Annotated in this window: 19 protein-coding genes and 1 other RNA gene; 5 read left to right on the top strand and 15 right to left on the bottom strand. The window is 74.4% G+C overall.

Features of this window, described 5'->3' with window-relative positions; translation table 11 throughout:
* Nucleotides 1–29 precede the first annotated feature (29 nt).
* The 10 genes from BJP25_RS30390 to rnpB form a co-directional block, all read right to left on the bottom strand.
* Complete coding sequence (locus tag BJP25_RS30390) at nt 30–920, bottom strand: hypothetical protein (protein ID WP_075978401.1); 891 nt, start codon at nt 918–920, stop codon at nt 30–32.
* Nucleotides 921–923: 3 nt separating this feature from the next.
* Nucleotides 924–1,133 (bottom strand): hypothetical protein, encoded by a 210-nt coding sequence (locus BJP25_RS30385; RefSeq protein WP_075978561.1) that lies wholly within the window; start codon nt 1,131–1,133, stop codon nt 924–926.
* A 9-nt stretch (nt 1,134–1,142) separates the two neighbouring features.
* Nucleotides 1,143–1,583, bottom strand: coding sequence for a hypothetical protein (locus BJP25_RS30380; RefSeq protein WP_075978400.1), 441 nt, complete (start codon nt 1,581–1,583; stop codon nt 1,143–1,145).
* Between the two features lie 21 nt (nt 1,584–1,604).
* Nucleotides 1,605–2,606, bottom strand: coding sequence for a C40 family peptidase (locus tag BJP25_RS30375; protein ID WP_075978399.1), 1,002 nt, complete (start codon nt 2,604–2,606; stop codon nt 1,605–1,607).
* An 11-nt stretch (nt 2,607–2,617) separates the two neighbouring features.
* Complete coding sequence (locus BJP25_RS30370; RefSeq protein WP_075978398.1) at nt 2,618–3,271, bottom strand: hypothetical protein; 654 nt, start codon at nt 3,269–3,271, stop codon at nt 2,618–2,620.
* Between the two features lie 4 nt (nt 3,272–3,275).
* A complete protein-coding gene (locus BJP25_RS30365) occupies nt 3,276–5,297 on the bottom strand; it encodes a hypothetical protein (RefSeq protein WP_075978397.1) in 2,022 nt (673 codons plus the stop codon).
* Nucleotides 5,298–5,412: 115 nt separating this feature from the next.
* Nucleotides 5,413–8,346, bottom strand: a complete 2,934-nt coding sequence (locus BJP25_RS30360) for an ATP-binding protein (protein WP_075978396.1) — start codon at nt 8,344–8,346, stop codon at nt 5,413–5,415.
* The gene (locus BJP25_RS30355; RefSeq protein WP_075978395.1) at nt 8,330–8,848 is read right to left on the bottom strand and encodes a hypothetical protein; all 519 of its coding nucleotides are present in this window, start codon (nt 8,846–8,848) and stop codon (nt 8,330–8,332) included. The genes BJP25_RS30360 and BJP25_RS30355 overlap by 17 nt, the downstream gene beginning before the upstream one ends.
* 20 nt (nt 8,849–8,868) lie before the next feature.
* Nucleotides 8,869–9,153 (bottom strand): hypothetical protein, encoded by a 285-nt coding sequence (locus BJP25_RS30350; protein ID WP_075978394.1) that lies wholly within the window; start codon nt 9,151–9,153, stop codon nt 8,869–8,871.
* Between the two features lie 388 nt (nt 9,154–9,541).
* Nucleotides 9,542–9,929, bottom strand: an RNA gene (rnpB, locus tag BJP25_RS30345) — RNase P RNA component class A.
* A 213-nt stretch (nt 9,930–10,142) separates the two neighbouring features.
* On the opposite strand from rnpB, the gene BJP25_RS30340 reads away from it, so the two are divergent.
* On the top strand, nt 10,143–10,691 hold the full coding sequence (locus BJP25_RS30340) for an NAD(P)H-dependent oxidoreductase (RefSeq protein WP_075978393.1): 549 nt from the start codon (nt 10,143–10,145) through the stop codon (nt 10,689–10,691).
* 96 nt (nt 10,692–10,787) lie between these two features.
* Nucleotides 10,788–12,011 carry an SLC13 family permease gene (locus BJP25_RS30335; RefSeq protein WP_408607237.1) on the top strand — a complete coding sequence of 408 codons (1,224 nt, stop codon included), beginning with the start codon at nt 10,788–10,790 and terminating at the stop codon, nt 12,009–12,011.
* Between the two features lie 6 nt (nt 12,012–12,017).
* Here BJP25_RS30335 and BJP25_RS30330 read toward each other — a convergent pair whose 3' ends face one another.
* The 4 genes from BJP25_RS30330 to cobC are packed head-to-tail and all read right to left on the bottom strand — an operon-like array spanning nt 12,018 to nt 15,761.
* Nucleotides 12,018–13,121: a bifunctional RNase H/acid phosphatase gene (locus tag BJP25_RS30330; protein ID WP_075978391.1), complete on the bottom strand. Its 1,104-nt coding sequence runs from the start codon at nt 13,119–13,121 to the stop codon at nt 12,018–12,020.
* Nucleotides 13,121–13,858, bottom strand: a complete 738-nt coding sequence (locus BJP25_RS30325) for a zinc ribbon domain-containing protein (RefSeq protein WP_075978390.1) — start codon at nt 13,856–13,858, stop codon at nt 13,121–13,123. Before BJP25_RS30325 ends, BJP25_RS30330 begins: the two co-directional genes overlap by 1 nt.
* Nucleotides 13,855–14,694 carry a Nif3-like dinuclear metal center hexameric protein gene (locus BJP25_RS30320; RefSeq protein ID WP_075978389.1) on the bottom strand — a complete coding sequence of 280 codons (840 nt, stop codon included), beginning with the start codon at nt 14,692–14,694 and terminating at the stop codon, nt 13,855–13,857. Before BJP25_RS30320 ends, BJP25_RS30325 begins: the two co-directional genes overlap by 4 nt.
* Nucleotides 14,691–15,761 carry an Rv2231c family pyridoxal phosphate-dependent protein CobC gene (gene cobC / locus BJP25_RS30315; RefSeq protein WP_075978388.1) on the bottom strand — a complete coding sequence of 357 codons (1,071 nt, stop codon included), beginning with the start codon at nt 15,759–15,761 and terminating at the stop codon, nt 14,691–14,693. The genes BJP25_RS30320 and cobC overlap by 4 nt, the downstream gene beginning before the upstream one ends.
* A gap of 881 nt (nt 15,762–16,642) precedes the next feature.
* Here cobC and BJP25_RS30310 point away from each other — a divergent pair.
* From BJP25_RS30310 to BJP25_RS30300, 3 genes are all read left to right on the top strand, one after another.
* Nucleotides 16,643–17,113, top strand: a complete 471-nt coding sequence (locus BJP25_RS30310; RefSeq protein WP_198943633.1) for a low molecular weight protein-tyrosine-phosphatase — start codon at nt 16,643–16,645, stop codon at nt 17,111–17,113.
* Entirely contained in the window at nt 17,110–17,931 is an 822-nt protein-coding gene (locus BJP25_RS30305; protein ID WP_075978386.1) for a fructosamine kinase family protein, read from the top strand. Before BJP25_RS30310 ends, BJP25_RS30305 begins: the two co-directional genes overlap by 4 nt.
* A 334-nt stretch (nt 17,932–18,265) precedes the next feature.
* Nucleotides 18,266–19,087 (top strand): SURF1 family cytochrome oxidase biogenesis protein, encoded by an 822-nt coding sequence (locus BJP25_RS30300; protein ID WP_075978385.1) that lies wholly within the window; start codon nt 18,266–18,268, stop codon nt 19,085–19,087.
* A gap of 38 nt (nt 19,088–19,125) precedes the next feature.
* On the opposite strand, the gene BJP25_RS30295 is transcribed toward BJP25_RS30300, so the two are convergent.
* Nucleotides 19,126–20,061, bottom strand: a complete 936-nt coding sequence (locus tag BJP25_RS30295) for a cobalamin biosynthesis protein (protein ID WP_075978384.1) — start codon at nt 20,059–20,061, stop codon at nt 19,126–19,128.
* Nucleotides 20,062–20,084: the final 23 nt, after the last annotated feature.

Here is a 20,084-nt window from a genome sequence, read left to right as displayed (position 1 = left end):
ATCCGCTCCGGCGTCCGCGCGGGCGGTCGTCAACCACCGATCACGGGCGGGGCGGGGCGCTCCAGCTCGGGGACGGGCGCCGGGTCGGTGATGGCCGCGAGCACGTCCCGGGGCGCCTTGAGCAGACCGGGCCGGTGGTCGAGCGCGAGCTGCTGCTGGGTGGTGAGCTGGTGGACGACCACCTGGTCCTCCACCTTGACCACCAGCACCGGCCCGAGCCGGATGACCGCCTCGCGCTGGGCCTGGATGGCGGTGAGCAGCGGCCCGAGGTTCTGCATGAGCGCGGCGGCGTTGGCCGCGTTCTGCTGCTGGAGCTTCTGCTCCAGCGCCAACCGGGCCTCCAGCCCCAGCTCCGAGCCCGCCGCCACCCGCAGCCGGGCACCCATGCGGCGGAACCACGACCCCAGCACCGGGTCCTCCCGGCTGCTCACCCGGGCGCCGTAGTGGGCCAGGAAGCCCTCGACGGCGGCCTCCACCCGCTCGTGGCCCTCGGCGGAGTCGAGGTAGACCGACACCTCGACCTCGCCCGGGTGGTCGCGGCGCAGCGCGGGCGGCGGCCCGTACCCGGACCGGGGGCCCGCCACGGCGTACCCGCCCTGGTTGCCGAGTTCGGCGTAGCCGCCGTAGGCGGGCACCGCGTACCCGCCGTAGCCGGTGTCCGGGTCGGACCCGGTGGGCGTGCGGTCCTCCTCCGGCCAGGTCGGGTCGGGGACACCGCGGGCGGGCGCCTGGCCGTCCTCGTACTGGGCCCACGGGAAGTCGGGCAGCGCGGCGTCGAGCGCCGCGGCGGCCCGGTCCTCGCGCCGGGCGGTCACCCGGACAGCGAGACCCTCGACCTCGACCCGCACACCGCGGCGCTTGCGCAGGAAACCCGCCAGCGCCGCGGCGTCCGCCTCGGTGGGGGCGTGGACGACGAGCACCGGTTACGCCCCCGAGCCCCAGTTCTTGTCGGCCTGGTCAGCGGCCTGGGTGCGCTCGTGGGCGGTCTCCAGCGCGCGCTCGGCGGAGGCGCGGTCGGGGTAGGGGCCGAGGCGGTCGATGGCCTTGCCGACGTCGCCGTGCTCGACCTGGTTGGTCTTGGTGTTGTAGTACCAGCCCTCGTCGGGGTTGGGGTCCTTCTTCTTCGTGAACATGCCCATGACTCAACTCCAACCGGGGGCTTGCTGCATGGGGATGCCCCGGGGCGGGGTGTCCTGGTTGGCGTTCTGGTGCTGGCTGGGGATGGGGTCCAGGCACGAGACGAGCACCGTGTGCTGCTCGGGGTTCTCGATGCGCTTGCCGTTGCGCTCGCGGTAGACCAGGTCGCCGTCGACGTCGATCTCGACGAAGCAGCCGACCTCGGCCAGCTGGTCCTCGTCGAGGTCGACCAGGCGCTCGCGGCGCGAGGGCACGACCCGGTACTCCGGCCAGCCCAGGTGGGCGTAGACCTGGTGGAACTCGTGCAGGAGCTGGGCCATCTGCTGCTGCCAGGGCAGCGGCATGGCCTCGGCCAGCGACCGCGGGAGCACCGCGTACTGCTGGCTGACCCCCGGTTTGCGCGAGGACTCCAGGTACTCGCGCAGCGGTTGACCGGAGTTGTACATCGTGACTCCCTCTGACGTCTGCTACACGCCGGGGCGGACGGCCTGGGCCATCAGCTCACCCTCGCTGAACTTCACGTCCCGGATGTGCACCGGCACGCCGTCCTGCTGGGCCTCGACGATCTTGCCGTCGCCCAGGTACATGGCGACGTGGTGGATGGTGCGCGGGTCGGACTCATCGGTCGCCCAGAACAGCAGGTCGCCGGGCTGGGCCTGCTCGATGGGCAGCATCGCCCCCGCGCGGTACTGCTCCCGGGACGTGCGCGGCAGCTGGATGCCCGACGACCGGTAGGACTGGACCATGAGGCTGGAGCAGTCGAACGAGTCCTGCTGGGTGGTGGCCGCCCCCCACTGGTAGGGCTTGCCCTGCTGGCCCAGCGCCCACTGGATCGCCGCCCCCGCGGCCTGGGTGGGGGCGGGCAGCAGGGCCCCGACGCCCTGCCCGCAGCCGGTGGGGTTGGCGACGGCGCCGGTGGTGCCGATGAGGTGGGCGGCCATGGCCTCCCACCGGTGGTAGCGCTCCGGGAACGCCGAGCGCTCGACGTCCTGGGCGGAGTCGCCGGGGCGCTGCTGCTCCCAATCGGGCAGCTTGGTGAGCACGTCGTAGAACTTGTTGATCGCGTATTCGGGGTTGGTGACCTGCTCGGGGCTGCCCCAGCCCATCGACGGGCGCATCTGGAAGATGCCCAGCGAGTCCCGGTCGCCGTAGCCCAGGCTGCGCAGCCCGGACTCGGTCATCCCGGCCTGGATGGCGACCTGCCAGGCCAGCGGCGGCAGCCCCCGCTGCTTGCCGATGGTGATGATCGCGGCCACGGTGCCCTGCTGCTCGGGGTTGAGCCGCTGCGCCGCCTCGGCGCCGGAGGCCGCCGGGGCGGTCGAGGACGGGCCCAGGCTGGCGTTGCACGAGGCCAGCCGCACCTGCGCCGCCTGCTCGGAGGTGGTCACCACGGTGTTGACCACGCCGAGGCCCACGACGACGGCGGCGACCACGACCGTGGCCCCGCCGACGATGACCGCGCCCTTCACTCCCGCCTCCCCTACTCCACCGGTTCGTGCTCGTCGACGCGCCACTGCGGCGTGCCCGTCGGCGCCTGCGTCTGCGGCCCCTTCGCCACCGGCGTCTCCACGGCGGTGATCCGCAGCTTGCCGTCGTCGGTGGTCACGTCCACCACGACCGACTTGGGGTGCGACTCGCGCACCTCCGGCTGCCCGAGGACCTGCGTGGGGAAGACGTTGGCCAGGTCCACCGAGCTGCGCAGCTGGCCGAGGTACTCGGGCGTGGTGTACGGCTCCAGCCGCTTGGTCCACTCCTCCAGCGTGGTGCCGCTGGGGTGGTTGACGTACTCCTTGGCCCACTGCACCGCCACGTCCACGCCCGCGCTCGACGGCGGCGCCGAACTGGGGGTGGGCGCCTCGGTGATGCGGGTCAGCGTGGGCAGCGCGGAACTGGCCGGGGGCGCGGTGGTGGCGCGCGGGCCGCTGGACGGCACGGCCGAGGCCGCCGCCGCCACCGGGTCCTGCGCCTGCTGCACCCCCTTGCGGCCGAGCAGCTTGGGCGCGGCGAACCCGATCGCACCGATCAGCAGCACCAGGACGAACGCGGTCGCCGCGAGGTGGCGGGGCGAGCGCAGCGGCCAGCCCCACAGCTTGCGGTAGACCGCGGCGCGGCCGCGGTTGGTGCGGATCGGCATCGGCTCACCTCACCGCCGAGTCGGTCTCGCGCGGGCCGTCGTGCAGCGGCACCCGGCGCGGGGGCGTGGGCGGGGCGACCTCCAGGCCGCGCGAGGGCCGGTACACCACGTGCACCGGGCGGCCCTGGACCATCTCCACCTCGGCCGAGCGCGGGGTCGCGGGCGCCGGGGCGGGCTCGGCCGGGGCGCTGAGGCCCTCGGAGCGGCGGGACACCATCGAGGGCACCACCACCGCGTCCTCGCCGCGGTCCCAGCCCCGGTCGGCCACCGGGCTGATGTCGACGACCCGGCTGCCGCCCTCGCCGACGACGATCTGGGTGCCCGGGGTGCCCCGGCCGGGGGAGACCACCAGCGCCCCGGAGCCGGACTGGGCGGGTTCGATGAGCGGGCGGGACCCGCCGATGGCCGACTGCCTGCGCGGGCGGGCGTCGGTGCGCTCGGCGGTGGCGGTGATCGGGTTGCTGGCCTCCGGGCGCGGCCTGCGGCCGGAGGTGGTGACCAGCGCGTCGCGGTCGGCGGCCTCGCCGTCGCGCACGGTCTCCCAGAACTCGTCCTGCGGGGTGGGGCCGTCGAACTTGCCGCGCCGGAACCGGGAGAAGATCCCGCCGCCCGCGGTGGGCATGGACGCCCCGGCGGCGTTGACCGACAGCTCCAGCATCTGCCACATCCGCCGGGTGGGCCGCCCGACCAGGAAGAACACGATGGTGACGGCCGCGGCCAGCAGCATCTGGGTCAGCAGCGACAGCCCGGCGTCCGGGTTGAAGATCAGCTCCAGGAACTTGAAGTGCACGCCGGCGAGCATCGCCAGCACCAGCACGTTGAGCACCACGGCGCCGACCGCCCGGCCCACCTTGCGCAGGATGTCGTGGTGGATCAGCGCCACCAGGCCGATGACCGGCGCGGTGAGCGCGAGGATGCGCAGCAGCAGCTGCGCCAGCAGCACCGCGAGCTTGGCGAACAGCTGGAACAGCGAGTAGACGATCGACTGGAACAGCGCCAGGATGCCCGCGCCGGTGCGCGAGCCGTCGGTGCCCTTGAAGTAACCGGTGGCCGGGCCCAGCGAGGTGGCGATGGCCTTGTAGTCGTTCTTCTTGGCCTGCTCGGCGGCGTTGTCGGCGTCCCGGCCGTTGATCAGGTCCTCGCGCTTCCAGGCCTGCGCGTCGAGCAGCCTGCGGCCGAACTGCTCGGCCTGCGGGGAGTCCGGCGAGCCGAACTCGCCGCGCTCCCAGTTCTCGTAGACGATCTTGTCGTGCAGCTCGGTGGGCAGCACGTGGCGCACCACCCGGTCCTCCTGCGGGTCGACGAACCCGGCCTGGATGCCGGTGGTGGTGCGCACGATGAGGTCGTCGATGCGGTCGTACTGGCTGACCAGGACCGCCCCGGAGGCCGCCAGCCACATGCCCGCCAGCGCGAACAGCGCCTTCTTGCTCACCGAGGCCAGGTCGCCGGAGTAGATCTGGCGGAACATCAGCACGGCCAGCACCAGCGCGGCGACGCTGAACAGCTGGGCGTAGACGTTGTTGAACACCGCGTCGGCGGCCTTGCCGATCTGCTCGTTGAGCCCGCCGAGGACACCGCCGGTGAGCAGCGTGTAGTGCAGCGAGTTGGTGGCGCCGACGATGTTCTTGGCGACGTTGAACAGCTCGTTGCCGACCCAGGTGTCGATGGTGGCGCCGGGGTCGGACACCCCCTGCGGGACCAGGCCGCCGCAGGAGTCGTCGTAGACGTGCCAGACCATGCCCGCGTAGCCGTAGTCGATGTAGGCGCTGCCCGCCTCACCGTTGCCCTGCGGCGGGTCCAGCGCCCCGACCATGCCCGCGCCGGGCCGCTCGGGGTTGGGCACGCAACTGGTGTTGTCCTGCGCCATCGCCGGGGTGCCCAGCAGCGCCTGCATGGCGACCAGGGCCGAGACCAGCCCGATGGCCGCCTTGCGCCCCGGGTTGGGCGAGTGCCGCACGCCGCGCACCACCACGCGGCGCAGCTTCCACAGCGCCGTGATGCCGAGCAGGGCCATGACGGTGATCATCTGACGTCCACCCACCTCGTCCGGTGACCGGGCCTGTGTTCCAGCGATGCGCCGAGCTTGATCAACCTAGCCAACGGGGCCGGGGTGGGGACAGGGCCGTCCCCCGCCCGCGCGCTCACGCCGCGTCCTCGCGGCCGCGCTTCTTCTCCTTCGTGCCCGGCCCGTCCGGCCCGGGGTCCTCGTCCACGACCAGGGTGCCCTCCAGGGCGCCCGCGTCCAGGTAGTCGTCCTCGGTCAGGCCGAGCTCGAACTCCGCGGCCCGCTCGAACTCCTCGTCGGAGGGCATCGGGGCGCTGGGCACCTCGTCCGGCTCCGGCTCGGGGATCTCCGGGGCGTGCGGCAGGTCCGCGTCCGGCAGGCCCCTGGCCAGGTCGCGCCCGGCGTCGGGGGTGGTGTCCATGGCGGCGCGCAGGTGGTCCAGGTGCGCGCCGGACAGGTCGACGCGGATGCGCTCCACGCCGCCTGCGCCGTCGCCGAAGATGAACTGGCGGGGCGCGGTGTCGCGCTCGACCTCGCCGCGGCGCACCCCGGGGCGGCGGCCCAGGCTGGCCACCACCGACTCGTACCCGGCGCCGACGGGCACCTTGAGCAGGCGCAGCGCGTCGGCCTGGGCCTGGTCGTCGTCGAGGCGGCCGATGAACACCGAGTCCAGCAGCGCCACGAACCCCTGGATGCGCAGGAAGTCGGCGGGGATCTGCGAGGACAGCAGCACGCGCACGTTCCACTTGCGGGAGTCGCGGGCGAACCGGTTCATCAGCACGCGCCCGGTCGGCACCTCGGAGAGGAAGAACGCCTCGTCGATCCAGACGCCCTTGCGCATGTCCTTGGGCTTGTCGTAGATGGAGCGCTGGGTCAGCCAGGCGGCCAGGTTCAGCATCTCCACGCCCAGCGCCTCGGCGTCGGTCCAGTGCTCGCGGGCCACGCCGTCCTTGGGCAGGGTCAGCCCGGCCATGGTCAGCACGGTCATCCGGTCGTCGCGCTGCTCGTCGTAGGGGTCGGCGCCGCGCTCGGGGATGAGCAGCGACATCCGCTCCTTCATCTCGTCGAGGAAGTCGGCCACGACGGTGGCGTGCTCGTGGTGCTCGGAGGCGTCGCGGCGCAGCGCGTCGAACACCAGCGACGGGTCGGCGTCGGCGCGCCCGCCCACCGTGCGCACCGCGCGCAGCAGCACGATCCGCGACTGCGGCAGCCTGGCCACCTCGTAGGGCAGCAGGCCGGTGAGCACGTCGAGCACCAGGCGGCGGCGGGTCGCGGCGGCCAGCGCCTTCTCCCGGCGCCAGGCCCGCTCGGGGTCGTCGTCGTCGAGGAAGTGGTCGATCTTGGGCTCGGCCACCACCCGGTACGGGTTGAGGATGCCCGCCTGGGCGTTGAGCAGGTTGATCGGCCGGGCGTAGGGGCGCAGCTCGGGCAGGTCGCACAGCTTGGCCAGGGGGCCGGACGGGTCGAGCACCGTCCAGTGCGCCCCGGCGCGCAGCGTCTTGTAGACGATGCCGCCGCCGAGGAAGGACTTGCCGCCGCCGAGCCCGGCGACCATGGCGGTCAGGCCGGAGGCGTCGCGGATCTCCTGGGCCATCCACGGGTCCCAGGCCACCGGGCGGCGGGTCGCGGTGACCGTCTCGCCGAGCAGGATGCCGCGCCGGTCGCCGACCTCGGCGGTGGCGGTGGGCACCGAGGAGGCGGCCCAGATCACCGAGCCGCGGCGCAGGTAGGCGCTGGAGGACAGCGGCTCGCCGGGGATGAACTCCCGCGCCAGGGCGTACTGGGCCTCGGGGTGCTCGATGGCGACCTTGGGCTTGTACAGGTCGAGCAACTGCTGGGCCAGCCGCAGCGCGTCGCGCTCGGTGGGGCCCGAGACGGCCAGCCGCCACCACGAGCGCACCCGGGTGGCCAGGGCGGTGAAGCCCGAGGTCATCTCGTCGTCGATCTCCAGCACCCGGCTGGCCTGCCGGGCCAGCGACTGCGGCGGCTCCAGCTCGTGCTCGTCGGTGTAGTGCTTGACCTGCGAGCGGACCTTGTTCATCTGCCGCTGGAGCTCGCCCTGGACCTCCTCGGGGCGGCGCACGTAGATCCGCGCCGACCACTCCACCGCGGCGGGCAGCCGGTCGCTGTGCTGCACCCACGGGTCGTCGACCTCGGGGATGGTCAGGCCGTGCATCTGCCCGACGGTCAGCACCGCCACGTGCCGGGTGACCCCGGCGTTGGACCCGGTGCGGCCGCGCACGGTGACCGTGGGCGCGTAGGGGTCCTGGTGGAAGTCGGCGGCGTCGGTGAAGCTGGCCAGGTCCTCGGGCTCCCACGCCGCGCCGGGCACCGCGGGCATGTTGCGCGGCGCGGGCAGGCCCAGCGAGCAGGAGCGGTGCATCAGCCAGGACATCTCGTCGGCGGTGACCGGGCGGCCCTCCAGCCCGGCGGAGCCGATCACCTGGTCGAGGTGCTCGACCTCGGACTCGATGGCCATCAGCTCGGCGTCGACGGCGTCCGGGAACACCTTGCGCAGCAGCGGGGCGGCCCGCTCGACGGCCCGGTCGACCACGTTGCGGGTCTGCACCTGGACGCCGAGGTAGACCTCCTTCTCGGCCATCGAGTGCCCGAGCAGCTGCTGCTGCTCGCCGACGAGGTAGTCGTCGAAGCTCAGCGCGCCGGGGACGTCGGGCAGCCGGTTGATCGCGTTGTGCACGTGCGCCTCGGCCCACATGCGGATCGGGTACGGCCGGGTGGTCACCCGCAGGTGCATCCACCGGCCGGACAGCTCGGCGTACTGGCCCGCGATGGCCGAGATGAGGTCCTGGCGCTGGGAGTCCGAGCGGAACGACCAGCGCTGCGGGGCCAGCCGGTACCAGGCGAAGACGTCGGAGCCGGTGCGCAGCAGGTGCCCGTCGATGGAGCGGGCGGCGATCTCCGGGGTGTAGCTGGGGATGCCCTGCTCCCCCGGCAGGCGCTTGCCGCGCTTGCGGGGTTGGGCGTGCTCGTAGCGCCCGGACAGGTCCTGCGGGTGGCCCGCCGGGTACGGGGAGAGCGCGTCCCGCTCGCCCTTACGGCGTCCGAACACCGCTGACCTCCTTCTTCCTCGGGCGGCGCTGCCTGGTCTGCTTCTGCTCGTGCTGCCCGGCGGGGGTGCCGGGGGCCTGCTGCCGCTTGGCGCGGCTGCGCTCACGGGCCCGCTCGGCCCGGCGCTTCTGCTTGTCGCGCTTGCGCGGGTACTCGGCGCGCACGCGCACCGCCGCCGCGCTGACCGCCCCGCCCTGGGCGGTGGTGTCCTCCCGGGGCGTGTTCAGCTCGCGCACCCACATGGTCAGCACGGCGGTCAGCGGCCGCTCGTGGCTGATCCGGGAGGTGATCAGCATCGTGAGGGCGATGGTGCCCACCATGCCCCAGGCGAACGACCAGAACAGGCCGACGCCGAGGTTGCGCAGGACGGTCAGCAGGAGGAGGTAGACGACGGAGCCCACGCCCCACGCCACGTACCGGGCGCGCCAGGGGAAGGTCGCCTTCGGCGGGCCGAGCCACACGGCGTCGACCCGGTAGACCTCGTCGTCGGTGCGGATCCGCACGGTTCACCGGCGCTTTCTTCTCAGCCGGTGAACAGGCCGGCGATCCAGGTGCCGATGTTCTTGCCCGCGTCGGTCGTCACCGCCAGGCCGATGATGCCCAGCGCGATCACCACCCCGCCGAGGCGGCGCATGACGCCGGAGTTGTCCCCCTTGCCGCCGCCGAGGTACAGCAGCGTCAGCGCGACGGCCAGCAGCAGCAGCGGGATGATGTTGTTGAGGATCCAGTCCCGGACACCGCCGGTGTCGATGGCGGTCTGCTCGTTCTGGGCCAGCTCCACGATGGCCTGGAGGGCGGGGGTGCTCATGTCGATCTCCCAAGTGCGCGGAAGCCGGTCGGTCGGGGGGCGGTGCTCCTGCGCGGCAGGTCTGTCGGCTGTGCCTCGTGCTGCACCAGGGAAGTACAGCACGACAAGCACATGATTGTCATTACGGGGGGTAGCTGCGAGAACGCGTTCCGTGTGCTGCGACCACCCCTCCGGTGCCGTGCGGCTGCTATCTGACCACACCCATCATCATCCGGGGAGGGCCGGTGACGACCCCGCAGAGCGGGAAAAATCGGGTGGCGGGGCGGTTTCACCCGCTTGCCCGAGGTCCGCTCACCCTGGGTGTGGCGAATCACAGCACTTCTTCCACTACTACACGAGCGAAGTTACTCCGATCGGTGTACTGCCGACCGGACTAACCCCGGGGGTGCGGGCGAGCCGGCGTGTAAGCCGGATCCTGTCCCGGGGCGCGGGGCCCCGGTGGCGGCCATCCATCTAGGCCTGCCGTCGCCGGCAGGCTCCAGCGGCCTACCCGCAGGCTCGGGCGGGCAGCCCTCGAACGCCTGCGCAGGGGTCCGCGAGGACCCCCTCTTGGCCTTGCTCCGGGTGGGGTTTACCTAGCCGCCCCGGTCACCCGGGGCGCTGGTGGTCTCTTACACCACCGTTTCACCCTTACCTGGTGTCGCCACCAGGCGGTCTGCTCTCTGTGGCACTGTCCCGCGGGTCACCCCGGGTTGCCGTTAACAACCACCCTGCCCTGCGGAGTCCGGACTTTCCTCGTCGGGGGAACCCCCCGCCGCGGCCGCCCGGCCGACTCGCCCGCGCAGCAGAGGATACGCCGTCCGCTGGATGGGCCCGACGTCCCATGCTGTGGACGGCGTTGAGGGCCGCCGCGCGCTGCTGCTCTACTGCCGACCATGTCCGGTGACCACCTCACCCGGCGCAGGCACCTCGACTACGGCCGCCTCGCCGACGGGATCTGTCGCGGCGCCCGCCGCCGACCGTCCCGCAGCTGAGTGAGGAGCCAGACCGTGAGCACCGTGCTGATCATCTCGGGCAGCCCGTCGAGCACCGCCCGCCCCGGCGTCGTGGCCACGCTGGTCGCCACCGCCCTGACCGCGGCGGGCCACTCCGCCGACCTCCTGGCCGTCCGCGACCTGCCCACCGTGGCCCTGCTGGCCGAGGACCGCGCCGAGCCCGCCATCAGCGCCGCCCTGTCCGCCGTGGAGTCCGCCGACGGCCTGGTGGTGGTGAGCCCGGTCTACCGCGCCGCCTACAGCGGCCTGGTCAAGTCCCTGCTCGACCTGCTGCCCACCGGCGCGCTCGTCGGCAAGGCGGTGCTGCCCCTGGCCACCGGCGGCTCCCAGGGCCACCTCGTCGCGCTGGACTTCGTCCTGCGCCCCCTGCTCTTCGCCATGGGCGCCACCAAGGTCCTGCCCGGCCACTTCGTCCCGGACCGCATGATCGAGGAGCCCGGCACCGGCACCGGCGCGGTGCTCGCCCCCGCCCGCAAGGCCCTGGAGGACGCCCTGGTGCCCTTCCAGGACGCCCTGCGCAAGGCCTCCGCCCTCACCGCCTGACCCTCCCTGCCTGATCTCCCCCGCCCGCCCCTCCCCGGGGCCCGCCTCGCGCGGTTCGAGCGCGGCCGGCGGGCTACCGTTCCCCCTGTGCACGGGGTGGGCGGGACGGTCGCGGCCGTGGTGGTGTTGTTGCTGGTCCTGGGGTTCGCCGTGGCGCGGCCCCGGGGGTGGCCGGAGGCCGTCGCCGCGGTGCCGGGGGCCGTGGTGGTCCTCGCACTGGGCCTGGTCGGGCCCGCGGCGGCCCTCGCGCGGGTGGTGGAACTGGGCGACACGCTGCTGTTCCTCGCCGCCGTGCTGGTGGTCGCGCACGTGGCCGACACCGAGGGCGTCTTCCGATGGCTCGGGGCGCGGGTCGGGGCGGCCTGCCGGGGGTCGGCGCGCGGGCTGCTGGGGCTGACGTTCGCCGCCGCGGCCGGGACCACGGCGGTGCTGAGCCTGGACGCGACCGTCGTGCTGCTGACCCCCGTCGTGCTGGTGACCGCCCGCCACCTGCGGGTCTCGGCCACCCCGCCCGCCTACGCCTGCGCGCACCTGTCCAACTCGGCCTCGACGCTGCTGCCGGTGTCGAACCTGACCAACCTGCTCGCCTTCAACGCCAGCGGCCTGGGGTTCCTCTCCTTCGCCGGGCTCATGGCCGGACCGTGGCTGGTGGCGATCGCCGTCGAGTTCGCGGTGTTCTGGTGGTTCTTCCGCACGGACCTGCGGCCGGGCACCCCCTCGGCAGAACCGCCCGGCGACGCGCCGGTGTTCGCCCTGGTGGCGCTCGGGGTGATGCTCCTGGGGTTCTGCGCGGGGCCGCTGGTGCACGTGCCCGCGGTGGCCGTGGCCGTCGCCGCCGCGGTGGTGCTCGCCGGGCGCGCCCTGGCCCGGCGGCGGGTCACCCCCGGGCAGGTCGTCTCGGCCGCGGCGCCGCTGCTGTGCCTGTTCGTCGCCGCGCTGGCGGTGGTGGTCGAGGCCGTCGCGGACAACGGTGCCCGCGACCTGCTGGACGCGGTGCTGCCGACCGGGGCGTCGCTGCCCGCGCTGCTCGCCGTGGCCGGGATCGCCGCGGTGGCCGCGAACCTGGTGAACAACCTGCCCGCCACGCTGATCCTGCTGCCGGTCGTGCAGGGACACCCCGGGCCGCTGCTGGCGGTGCTCCTCGGGGTCAACATCGGGCCGAACCTGACCTACGTGGGCTCGCTGGCCACCCTGCTCTGGCGGCGGGTGCTGCTCGGGGCGGGCGTGCGGCCCCGGCTCGGCCAGTTCACCGCCCTGGGCCTGGCCACCACCCCGCTGGCGCTCGCCGGGGCCACCACCGCGCTGTGGCTGGCCCTGTGAGCGGGCTCAGAGGTGCGCGATGTCGTTGACCAGGCGCACCGAGGCGTTGCCGTCCGGGTAGAACTCCGCGATCGACAGCGACGCCAGGTCCAGGTGCAGGCGGAACAGGATCGAGGGCCCCACGTCCAGGGCCAGGCGCAGCAGCGTCTTGATCGGGGTGACGTGGCTGACCAGCACCACCGTGCGCCCCCCGTGCTCGCGCAGCACCTCGTCGCGCGCCCTGGCGACCCGGCGGTGCACGGCGTCGAAGCTCTCCCCGCCCGGCGGCGGCACCGACGTGTCCGACAGCCAGCGCCCGTGCAGCTCCGGGTCGCGCGCCGCCGCCTCCCGGAACGTCAGCCCCTCCCAGGTGCCGAAGTCCGTCTCCACCAGGTCGTCGAGCACCCGCACGGTGCCGCCGGTGGCGGCGGCGATGGCCTGCGCGGTCTGCCGGGTGCGGCCCAGCGGCGAGGTCAGCACCGGGGTCGAGGCGTCCACGCCGTCGAGCCCGGCGACCCGGCGGCCCGCGGCGGCGGCCTGCGCCTCGCCCAGCGGGGTGAGCGGCACGTCGCCGCGGCCGGAGTAGCGCCGCTCCACCGACATGGGCGTCTGGCCGTGGCGCACCAGCAGCAGCTTCGTCGGCGTCCCCACCGCCCCGGTCCAGCCCGACGGCGAGGTGCGCGTGGCGGCGGGGGCGGGCTCGCCCACCTCCGCGCCCGCGGTGAAGTCCACCGGCGAGCCGTCCATCGCGGAGTTGGCCAACCGGTCGGCGTGGGCGTTGCTCGCCCGCGGCACCCAGCTGTAGGTCACCTCGGCGAACCCGGCAGCCAGCTGCCTGGCCTCGGCGGCCAGCGGCTTCATCGCCGGGTGCTTGACCTGCCAGCGCCCGGCCATCTGCTCCACGACCAGCTTGGAGTCCATCCGCACGTCGACCTCGTCGGCCCCCAGCTCCGCGGCCGCCCGCAGCCCCGCGATCAGGCCCCGGTACTCAGCGACGTTGTTGGTGGCCACCCCGATCGGCTCGGCGCGCTCGGCCAGGACCGCGCCGGTGGGGCCGAAGACGACGGCCCCGTAGCCCGCGGGCCCCGGGTTGCCCCGGGACCCGCCGTCGGCCTCGACCGCGACCCGCATCAGAGGCCGGACTCGGCGGTGCGCACCAGGATCGCCCCGCACTCCTCGTGCTCGACCACCTCGTCGGCGGCGGTCTCCTTGATCCGGCTCAGCTCCCGCCGGTCGATCTCCAGCCTGCACGCCCCGCAGTGCCGGGCGCGCAGCAGCGCCGCCCCGGTGCCCCGGCTCGCCCGCTTGCGCTCGTAGAGGGCCAGCAGGCCCTCGGGCAGGCCGGGGACGATCGTGGCCCGCTCCGCGTCGCGGCGGGCCTGCTGGGTGTCGAGGTCCTTGAGGTTCTCGTCGCGGCGGGCGGTGGCCCCGGCCAGCGCCTCCTCGGCCTTGGCCAGCTCCACCGAGGCGTGCTGCGCGTCCATCTCGACGGCCTCGCGGCGCTCCATCAGCTCCAGCAGGTCGTCCTCCAGCACCGACTGGCGGCGCTGGAGGGTGCCCAGCTCGTGCTCCACGTCGGTCAGCGCCTTGGCGCCGAGCTTGCCGCTCTGCATCATCGCCCGGTCGCGATCGGTGCGGGCGCGCACCGCGTCGATCTCCTTCTCCTGCCTGGCCACCTCGCGGTCGAGGTCGTCGAGCTGGGTCTGCACCGCGACCCTGGCGTCGGCCTTGGCCCGCACCGCCTGCTCGGCGGCGGCGATCTCGGCCAGCTCGGGCATGGTCGTGCGGCGGTGCAGCACGCGCGCGAGCTCGGTGTCGACCTCGGCGAGGTCGAGCAGGCGGCGCTGGGCGGCGGGTTCGGCTTTCACCCGGTGGACCTCCCGGTTCGGGACACCGCCCCGGCGACCTGGGCGGTCCAGGGATCGGTGCGGCGCGTGGAGACGACGACCCCGACCGTACCGCCGAGGGCCGAGCGCAGGACGGAGGCCGCCTGCTCGCACCAGGGCCACTCGCTCGCCCAGTGCGCCACGTCCACCAGCGCGGGCGCCCCCGGCCGGGCCAGGTGCTCCGCCGCCGGGTGGTGGCGCAGGTCGGCGGTGACGAACACGTCCACCCCGGCCGCGGTCGCGGCCCCGAGGTAGGAGTCCCCGGCACCCCCGGACACCGCCACCCGCCGCACCGACCGCCCCGGGTCCCCCGCCGCCCGCACCCCCCACGCCGTCGCGGGCAGCGCCGCCGCCACCCGCTCGACGAACGCCGAGAACGGCTCGCCCTCCGCCAGCTCCCCCACCCGCCCGATCCCCGTCCGCCCGTCCGCCTTCGGGTCCAGCGGCCCGGTGACGGTGAGCCCCAACGCCGCAGCCAACGCGTCGGACACCCCGGGGTCGGCGGAGTCGGCGTTGGTGTGCGCGCAGAACAGGGCGACCCCGCTGCGGATCATCCGGTGCACCAGCCTGCCCTTCTGCGTGTCCGCCCCGACCCCGTGCACCCCCTTGAGCAGCAGCGGGTGGTGGGCGACGACCAACTGCGCCCCGAGCTCCACCGCTTCCTCCACAGTGGACTCCACCGGGTCCACGCACACCAGCACCGTGTCGACGACCTCCGCGGGGTCACCGCAGACGAGCCCCACCGCGTCCCAGCTCTCGGCCAACTCCGGCGGGTAGGCCCGCTCCAAAGCCGCCACAGCGTCACCGACAGTGCTCACGACAACCCCTCCTGGTAGTCCCGAACCGCCTCCACCAACACCCCGAACTCCCCAGGCGGCCGCACCGCGACCCGGAGGTGATCGGGCCCGAGCCCGGGAAACGTATCGCCCCGCCGCACGGCGATCCCCACACCCCGCAGGTGCGCGCGCAGCCCGGCGCCGTCGTCCACCCGGAGCAGCAGGAACGGTGCCCGGGGGTCGCCTTCGACGCGCACACCGGGGATCTCCGCCAGCGCCTTCTGCAACTCGACCCGGTGTTCGTCGAGCCGGACGGCCCCCGCTCGCGCCTCCGCGACGGCCCGGGGTTCCTCGCAGGCCCGGACGGCTTCGAGGACGAGCGTGCCGACAGGCCACTGTGGACGGTTCCAGGTGAGGCGGGCGAGGGTGCCCGGGTCGGACAGCGCGTACCCGGCGCGCAGGCCGGGGATCGCCCAGGTCTTGGTGAGGCTCCGGAACACCATCAGCCCGGGGACCCCCACCCCGCTCACCGCGGCGACGGACTCGGGCTCCCCCGGCACGGCGTCCATGAACGCCTCGTCCACCACCACCGTCCGCCCCGGCCGCACGAGCGCCAACACCACCTCCCGCGGGTGCAACGTCGACGTCGGGTTCGTCGGGTTCCCGACGACCACCAGGTCCGCGTCCTCCGGCACCCGCCCGGGGTGCAGCGCGTACCCGTCCGCCGCATCCAGCAGCACGTGCTCCACCGGCACCCCCGCCTGCCGCAACGCCACCTCGGGCTCGGTGAACGACGGGTGCACCAACGCCGCCTTGCGCGGCCGCAGGTTCGGCAACAGCGCGAACCCCTCCGCCGACCCGTTCAACACCACCACCTCATCCACCCCCCGCCCGAACCGCCCAGCCACGACCTCCCGAGCCCCCAGGTCATCCCCCGCGGACGGGTACGCCCCGACCCGCCCCAACGCCCCCACCAACCGCTCCCGCAACCACCCCGGCGGCCCCCCGGGCCGCACGTTCACCGCGAAGTCCACCAACCCCGGCTCCGCGTCGACATCCCCGTGGTGCCGCAACCCCCACACCCCACCCAGCCCGCCAACCTCATCCATTCGGGCGAGTCTAGGTGCCCCTGATCAGGCCTTTCCCCCACCCCGGCCCCACCACCCACCCACCCCGCGCCCAACCACCCGCACGCCAATCCCATCCCCTACCCGCCCACTCACGACCCGACCCAGCCGCCCGACCGGCTCGGCCCGACCAGGCCGCCCAAGCGGCCAACCAACCACCCGCGCCTGCCGCACTCGCCCCAACCGGCTACCTGTCCCACCCCAGCCAGCCTGGGGCCCACCCCAGCCAGCCTGGGGCCCACCCCAGCCAGCCGCGGCCCGAAGCTGGCCATGGCCCCATCCTCGCTCCGGCCGCTCTCGCCGTGCGCGCGGGGCGCCGCCCCGGCCTGGGCTTCTAACCCGCGCGGCTCGCTTGCACCGGGCGGCGGCGCGGTCGGCGCGGCTGTGGTCGGGAGCGGGCAGGGCCGGGCCGGGCCCTGCGGCCGGGTCAGGTCGGGCCGGGCCCTGCGGCCGGGCCGGGTGGGCGGTCGGGCCGGGGTGGGCCGGTCGGGCGGCTGGGTCGGGGATGGAGGGGTGGTCGACTGCGGGGGTGCGGTGGAGGAGGAGGTGGCGGGGGCGCGGGTGGAGTGAGGTCGCCCCCGCGCGCCGTTCCTATTGCTCAAGCCTAATCGGGGGGACCGACAGTTCCGGAGCCTCCGAAGCAGTTATCCACAACCTGTTCGAGTGAACCTCGTCCTGCGCTCACCGGGAGCCCCCCAAGAGAAAGCCCAACCAAGACAGCGGTGTCGAGCTTAGGGCGGGAGAACGACAGTTCTGGTGGATCGGGGCGGCGGGGCAAGGTGAGGGGGTGTGCAGGTTGAGGCGGGGGACACAGGTGCTGGCAGCGGCTTTCGCGGGGGGCGGTTGTTGGGCACACTCCGCGCATGCGGGAATCGGGTTTGCGGGTGTGCTTCGTGTGCACCGGGAACATCTGCCGGTCGCCGATGGCTGCGCTGGTGTTCGAGGAGCACGTGCGGCGGGCGGGGTTGGCCGGGGTTGTCCAGGTGAGCAGTGCGGGGACTGGGTCGTGGCACGTGGGGGACGGGGCGGACGAGCGGACGGTGCGGGTGTTGGCGCGGGAGGGGTACCCGGTGGAGCACGTGGCGGCGTTGTTGGACGAGGAGCACCTGGACGCGGACCTGTTGGTGGCGCTGGACTCGGGGCACGCGCGGGAGTTGCGGCGGTTGGTGGGCGGTGACCGGGTGCGGTTGCTGCGGGACTTCGATCCCGACGCGGGGGAGGACCGGGACGTGCCGGACCCGTACTACGGCGGGGACGAGGGGTTCGACGAGGTGTTGGCGATGGTGGAGGCCGCCGTGCCCGGGTTGTTGGGGTGGGTGCGGGAGCGGCTGTGAACGCGCGGAAGGCCGTGGCCGGGTTGTTGGGGGTGGCCGCCACCGGTGCCCACGCGCTCGGGGCCGACGTGTTCGAGGTGGACCTGGACGACGGCGGGTTCGTCGTGGCCAAGCACGGGCCGGGGCGGGTGGCGGCGGAGGCGTGGGGGTTGCGGTGGTTGGGTGAGCCGGGGTGCGTGGCCGTGCCGCAGGTGCTCGCGGTGGACGACCGGTGGTTGGTGACCGAGCAGGTGGAGCCGGGTGGGCCGTCGCGGGTGGCGGCGGAGCGGTTCGGGCGCGGGTTGGCGGACCTGCACGCGACGGGCGCAAGCGCTTTCGGGGAGGGGCCCGCCGACGCGTGGATCGGGTTGGCGCCGATGCGCAACGAGGCGGGGGCGGCGTGGCCGGGGTGGTTCGCCGAGCACAGGGTCCGCCCCTACCTGCGGGAGGCGGTCGACCGGGGGCTGCTGGCGGCGGGGCCGTTCGAGGCGGTGCTGGACCGGATCGCCGAGCTGGCCGGGCCGGGTGAGCCGCCCGCTCGGCTGCACGGGGACCTGTGGAGCGGGAACGTGCTGTGGGACCGCCACGAGCGGGTGTGGCTGATCGACCCGGCGGCGCACGGCGGGCACCGGGAGTCGGACCTGGCGATGCTCGCCCTCTTCGGCTGCCCGCACCTGGACGTGGTGCTGGCCGCCTACGACGAGCACCGGCCCCTGGCAGACGGCTGGCGGGAGCGGGTGCCGCTGCACCAGCTGTTCCCCCTGCTGGTGCACGTCGTGCTCTTTGGAGGTGGCTACGCGCGGCAGGCGACGGCCGCGGCGCGGGCGGCACTGGGCTGAGCGCTCACGCCCCCGGAGTGCGCAGGAGCGATCCGGGTTGACGCAGGTCGCGCGACAAGCGGTGCACCCCCGCGCACAAGCGGGAAAGCGGAGGGTGTTCTCACCACCGGCGCACGCCTGCACCAGGGAGGTGTGCCGGTGCTCACGATGGGTCTGTCCGCGAGCCACGCGCACCTCGGCCGCCGCGACCACCAGCAGCGGGTGAAAGCGTTGGCACACCGCCCTCCCCCGCCCAGGGCCCGTCCGCGCGCAGGTGCGGCAGCGTTGACGGGAGCGGGCGGGCCGAGTTGGGGCGGTGGGGGTGGTCGGGGCCGGGTGGGCTTACCGTGGGGGTGTGCGGTTGAGGTTGCTCCTGCGGCCCGGGTGGTTGCTGCTGGCGTTCGTCGTGGTGGTGTTCGCCGGGGCGTGCTTCGGGCTGCTCGCACCCTGGCAGTTCGGGCGGGCCGCGGAGCGGGAGGCGACGAACAGCGCGATCGAGGCGTCGACGGGGGCGGCGCCGGTCCCGCTGGCGCGGGTGCTGCCCGGGGGGGCCGCGCCGGACCAGGGGACCGAGTGGCGGCGGGTCACCATGCGGGGGGAGTTCCTGGCGGAGGCCGAGGCGGTGGCGCGGTTGCGGACCGTGCAGGGCAATGCGGCCTTCGAGGTGTTGACGCCGTTCCGGACGGTGGACGGGGACACCGTGCTGGTGGACCGGGGGTACGTGCGGCCGGTGAACGGGGACGTGCCGGACTACGCCGACGCGCCGCGCGGGCAGGTGGAGGTCACGGCCCGGGTGCACGTCGACGAGCGGGACCCGAGCGGGCGGCAGGCGTTCCGGGACGGCCGGGACGGGCACCTGCAGGTGTACGCGGTGGACTCGCGGGCGGTGGCGGCGGCCGCGGGGCTGGCGATCCGGCCCGGGTACTTCGCGCTGGAGGACGGGTCGCCCGGGGTGCTGGCGGCGCTGCCGCTGCCGCAGCTGGAGACGGGGCCGTTCTTCTCCTACGCGCTCCAGTGGATCGCGTTCGGGGCGATGGCGCTGATCGGGTTCCTCTACTTCAGCTGGCGCGAGGTGCAGCCCGGCGGCTCGCTGGCCCAGCCCCGGCCGCGCAAGCTGTCGGTGGCCGAGCAGCTGGCCCAGGACGAACTGGCCAAGGACGAAGGGGTCAACGCCTAGCGCTCGCCAAGGCGCTACCGGACGAGTACGGGGTCTGGTCAGCGGCGGGTGAAGAAGCCGACGACCACCGCGAGCGCGGCCGTCAGCACGCCGACGACCCTGGACAGCTCCACCGCCCGGGTGACGTGGCCCGCGTCGGGCATCCGGCCGTCCCCGAGCACCGGGCGGTCCTCCACGCCGTAGGGGTAGACGGTGCGGCCGCCGAGGCGGACCTCCAGTGCGCCCGCGAACGCCGCCTCGACCCGGCCCGCGTTGGGGCTGGGGTGGGCGTCGGCGTCACGCTGCCAGGCCAGCCAGGCGCTGCGCCGGTTGCCGCCGACGACGGGGGCGCCGACGACGGTGAGCAGGGCGGCGAGCCGGGCGGGCAGCAGGTTGACCAGGTCGTCGAGGCGGGCGGAGGCCCAGCCGAAGCGCTGGTAGCGGGGTGAGCGGTGGCCGACCATCGCGTCCATGGTGTTGACCGCGCGGTAGCCGAGCAGGCCGGGGACGCCCGCGAGCGCGCCCCACACCAGGGGGGCGACCACGGCGTCGGAGGTGTTCTCCGCGACCGACTCGACCGTGGCGCGGGCCATGGCCGGGCCGTCGAGGGAGTGCGGGTCGCGGCCGCACAGGTGCGGCAGCCGGGTGCGGGCCTCGGCCAGTTCGCCTGCGTCGAGGTGCTTGCCGATCAGGGCGCCCTCGGTGGCCAGGGACTTGCCGCCGAGCACGACCCAGGTGGCGGCGGCGGTGGTGGCCACGCGCAGCAGGGGCCGGTCGCGGCCCGCGCGCTCGGCCAGCGCGCCCAGGGCGACCGCGCCACCGGCGAGGACGGCGGTGTAGGCGGTGCCGCGGGTCTGGGAGTCGGCGTAGAGGACCCGTTCGAGCTTGCCCGCGAGGGTGCCGAAGCCCGCGACCGGGTGGTGGCGGCGGGGGTCGCCGAGCGCGGCGTCGGCGGCGAAGCCGAGCAGCAGCCCCAGTGCGCGCGCCGCCGTCATGTCCCCCTCCTCGTGACCCACCG

The organism is Actinokineospora bangkokensis, from assembly GCF_001940455.1.
Taxonomy (GTDB): domain Bacteria; phylum Actinomycetota; class Actinomycetes; order Mycobacteriales; family Pseudonocardiaceae; genus Actinokineospora; species Actinokineospora bangkokensis.
The sequence above is the reverse complement of the archived record's forward strand: the minus strand, read 5'-3'. Positions and strand labels throughout refer to the sequence as shown.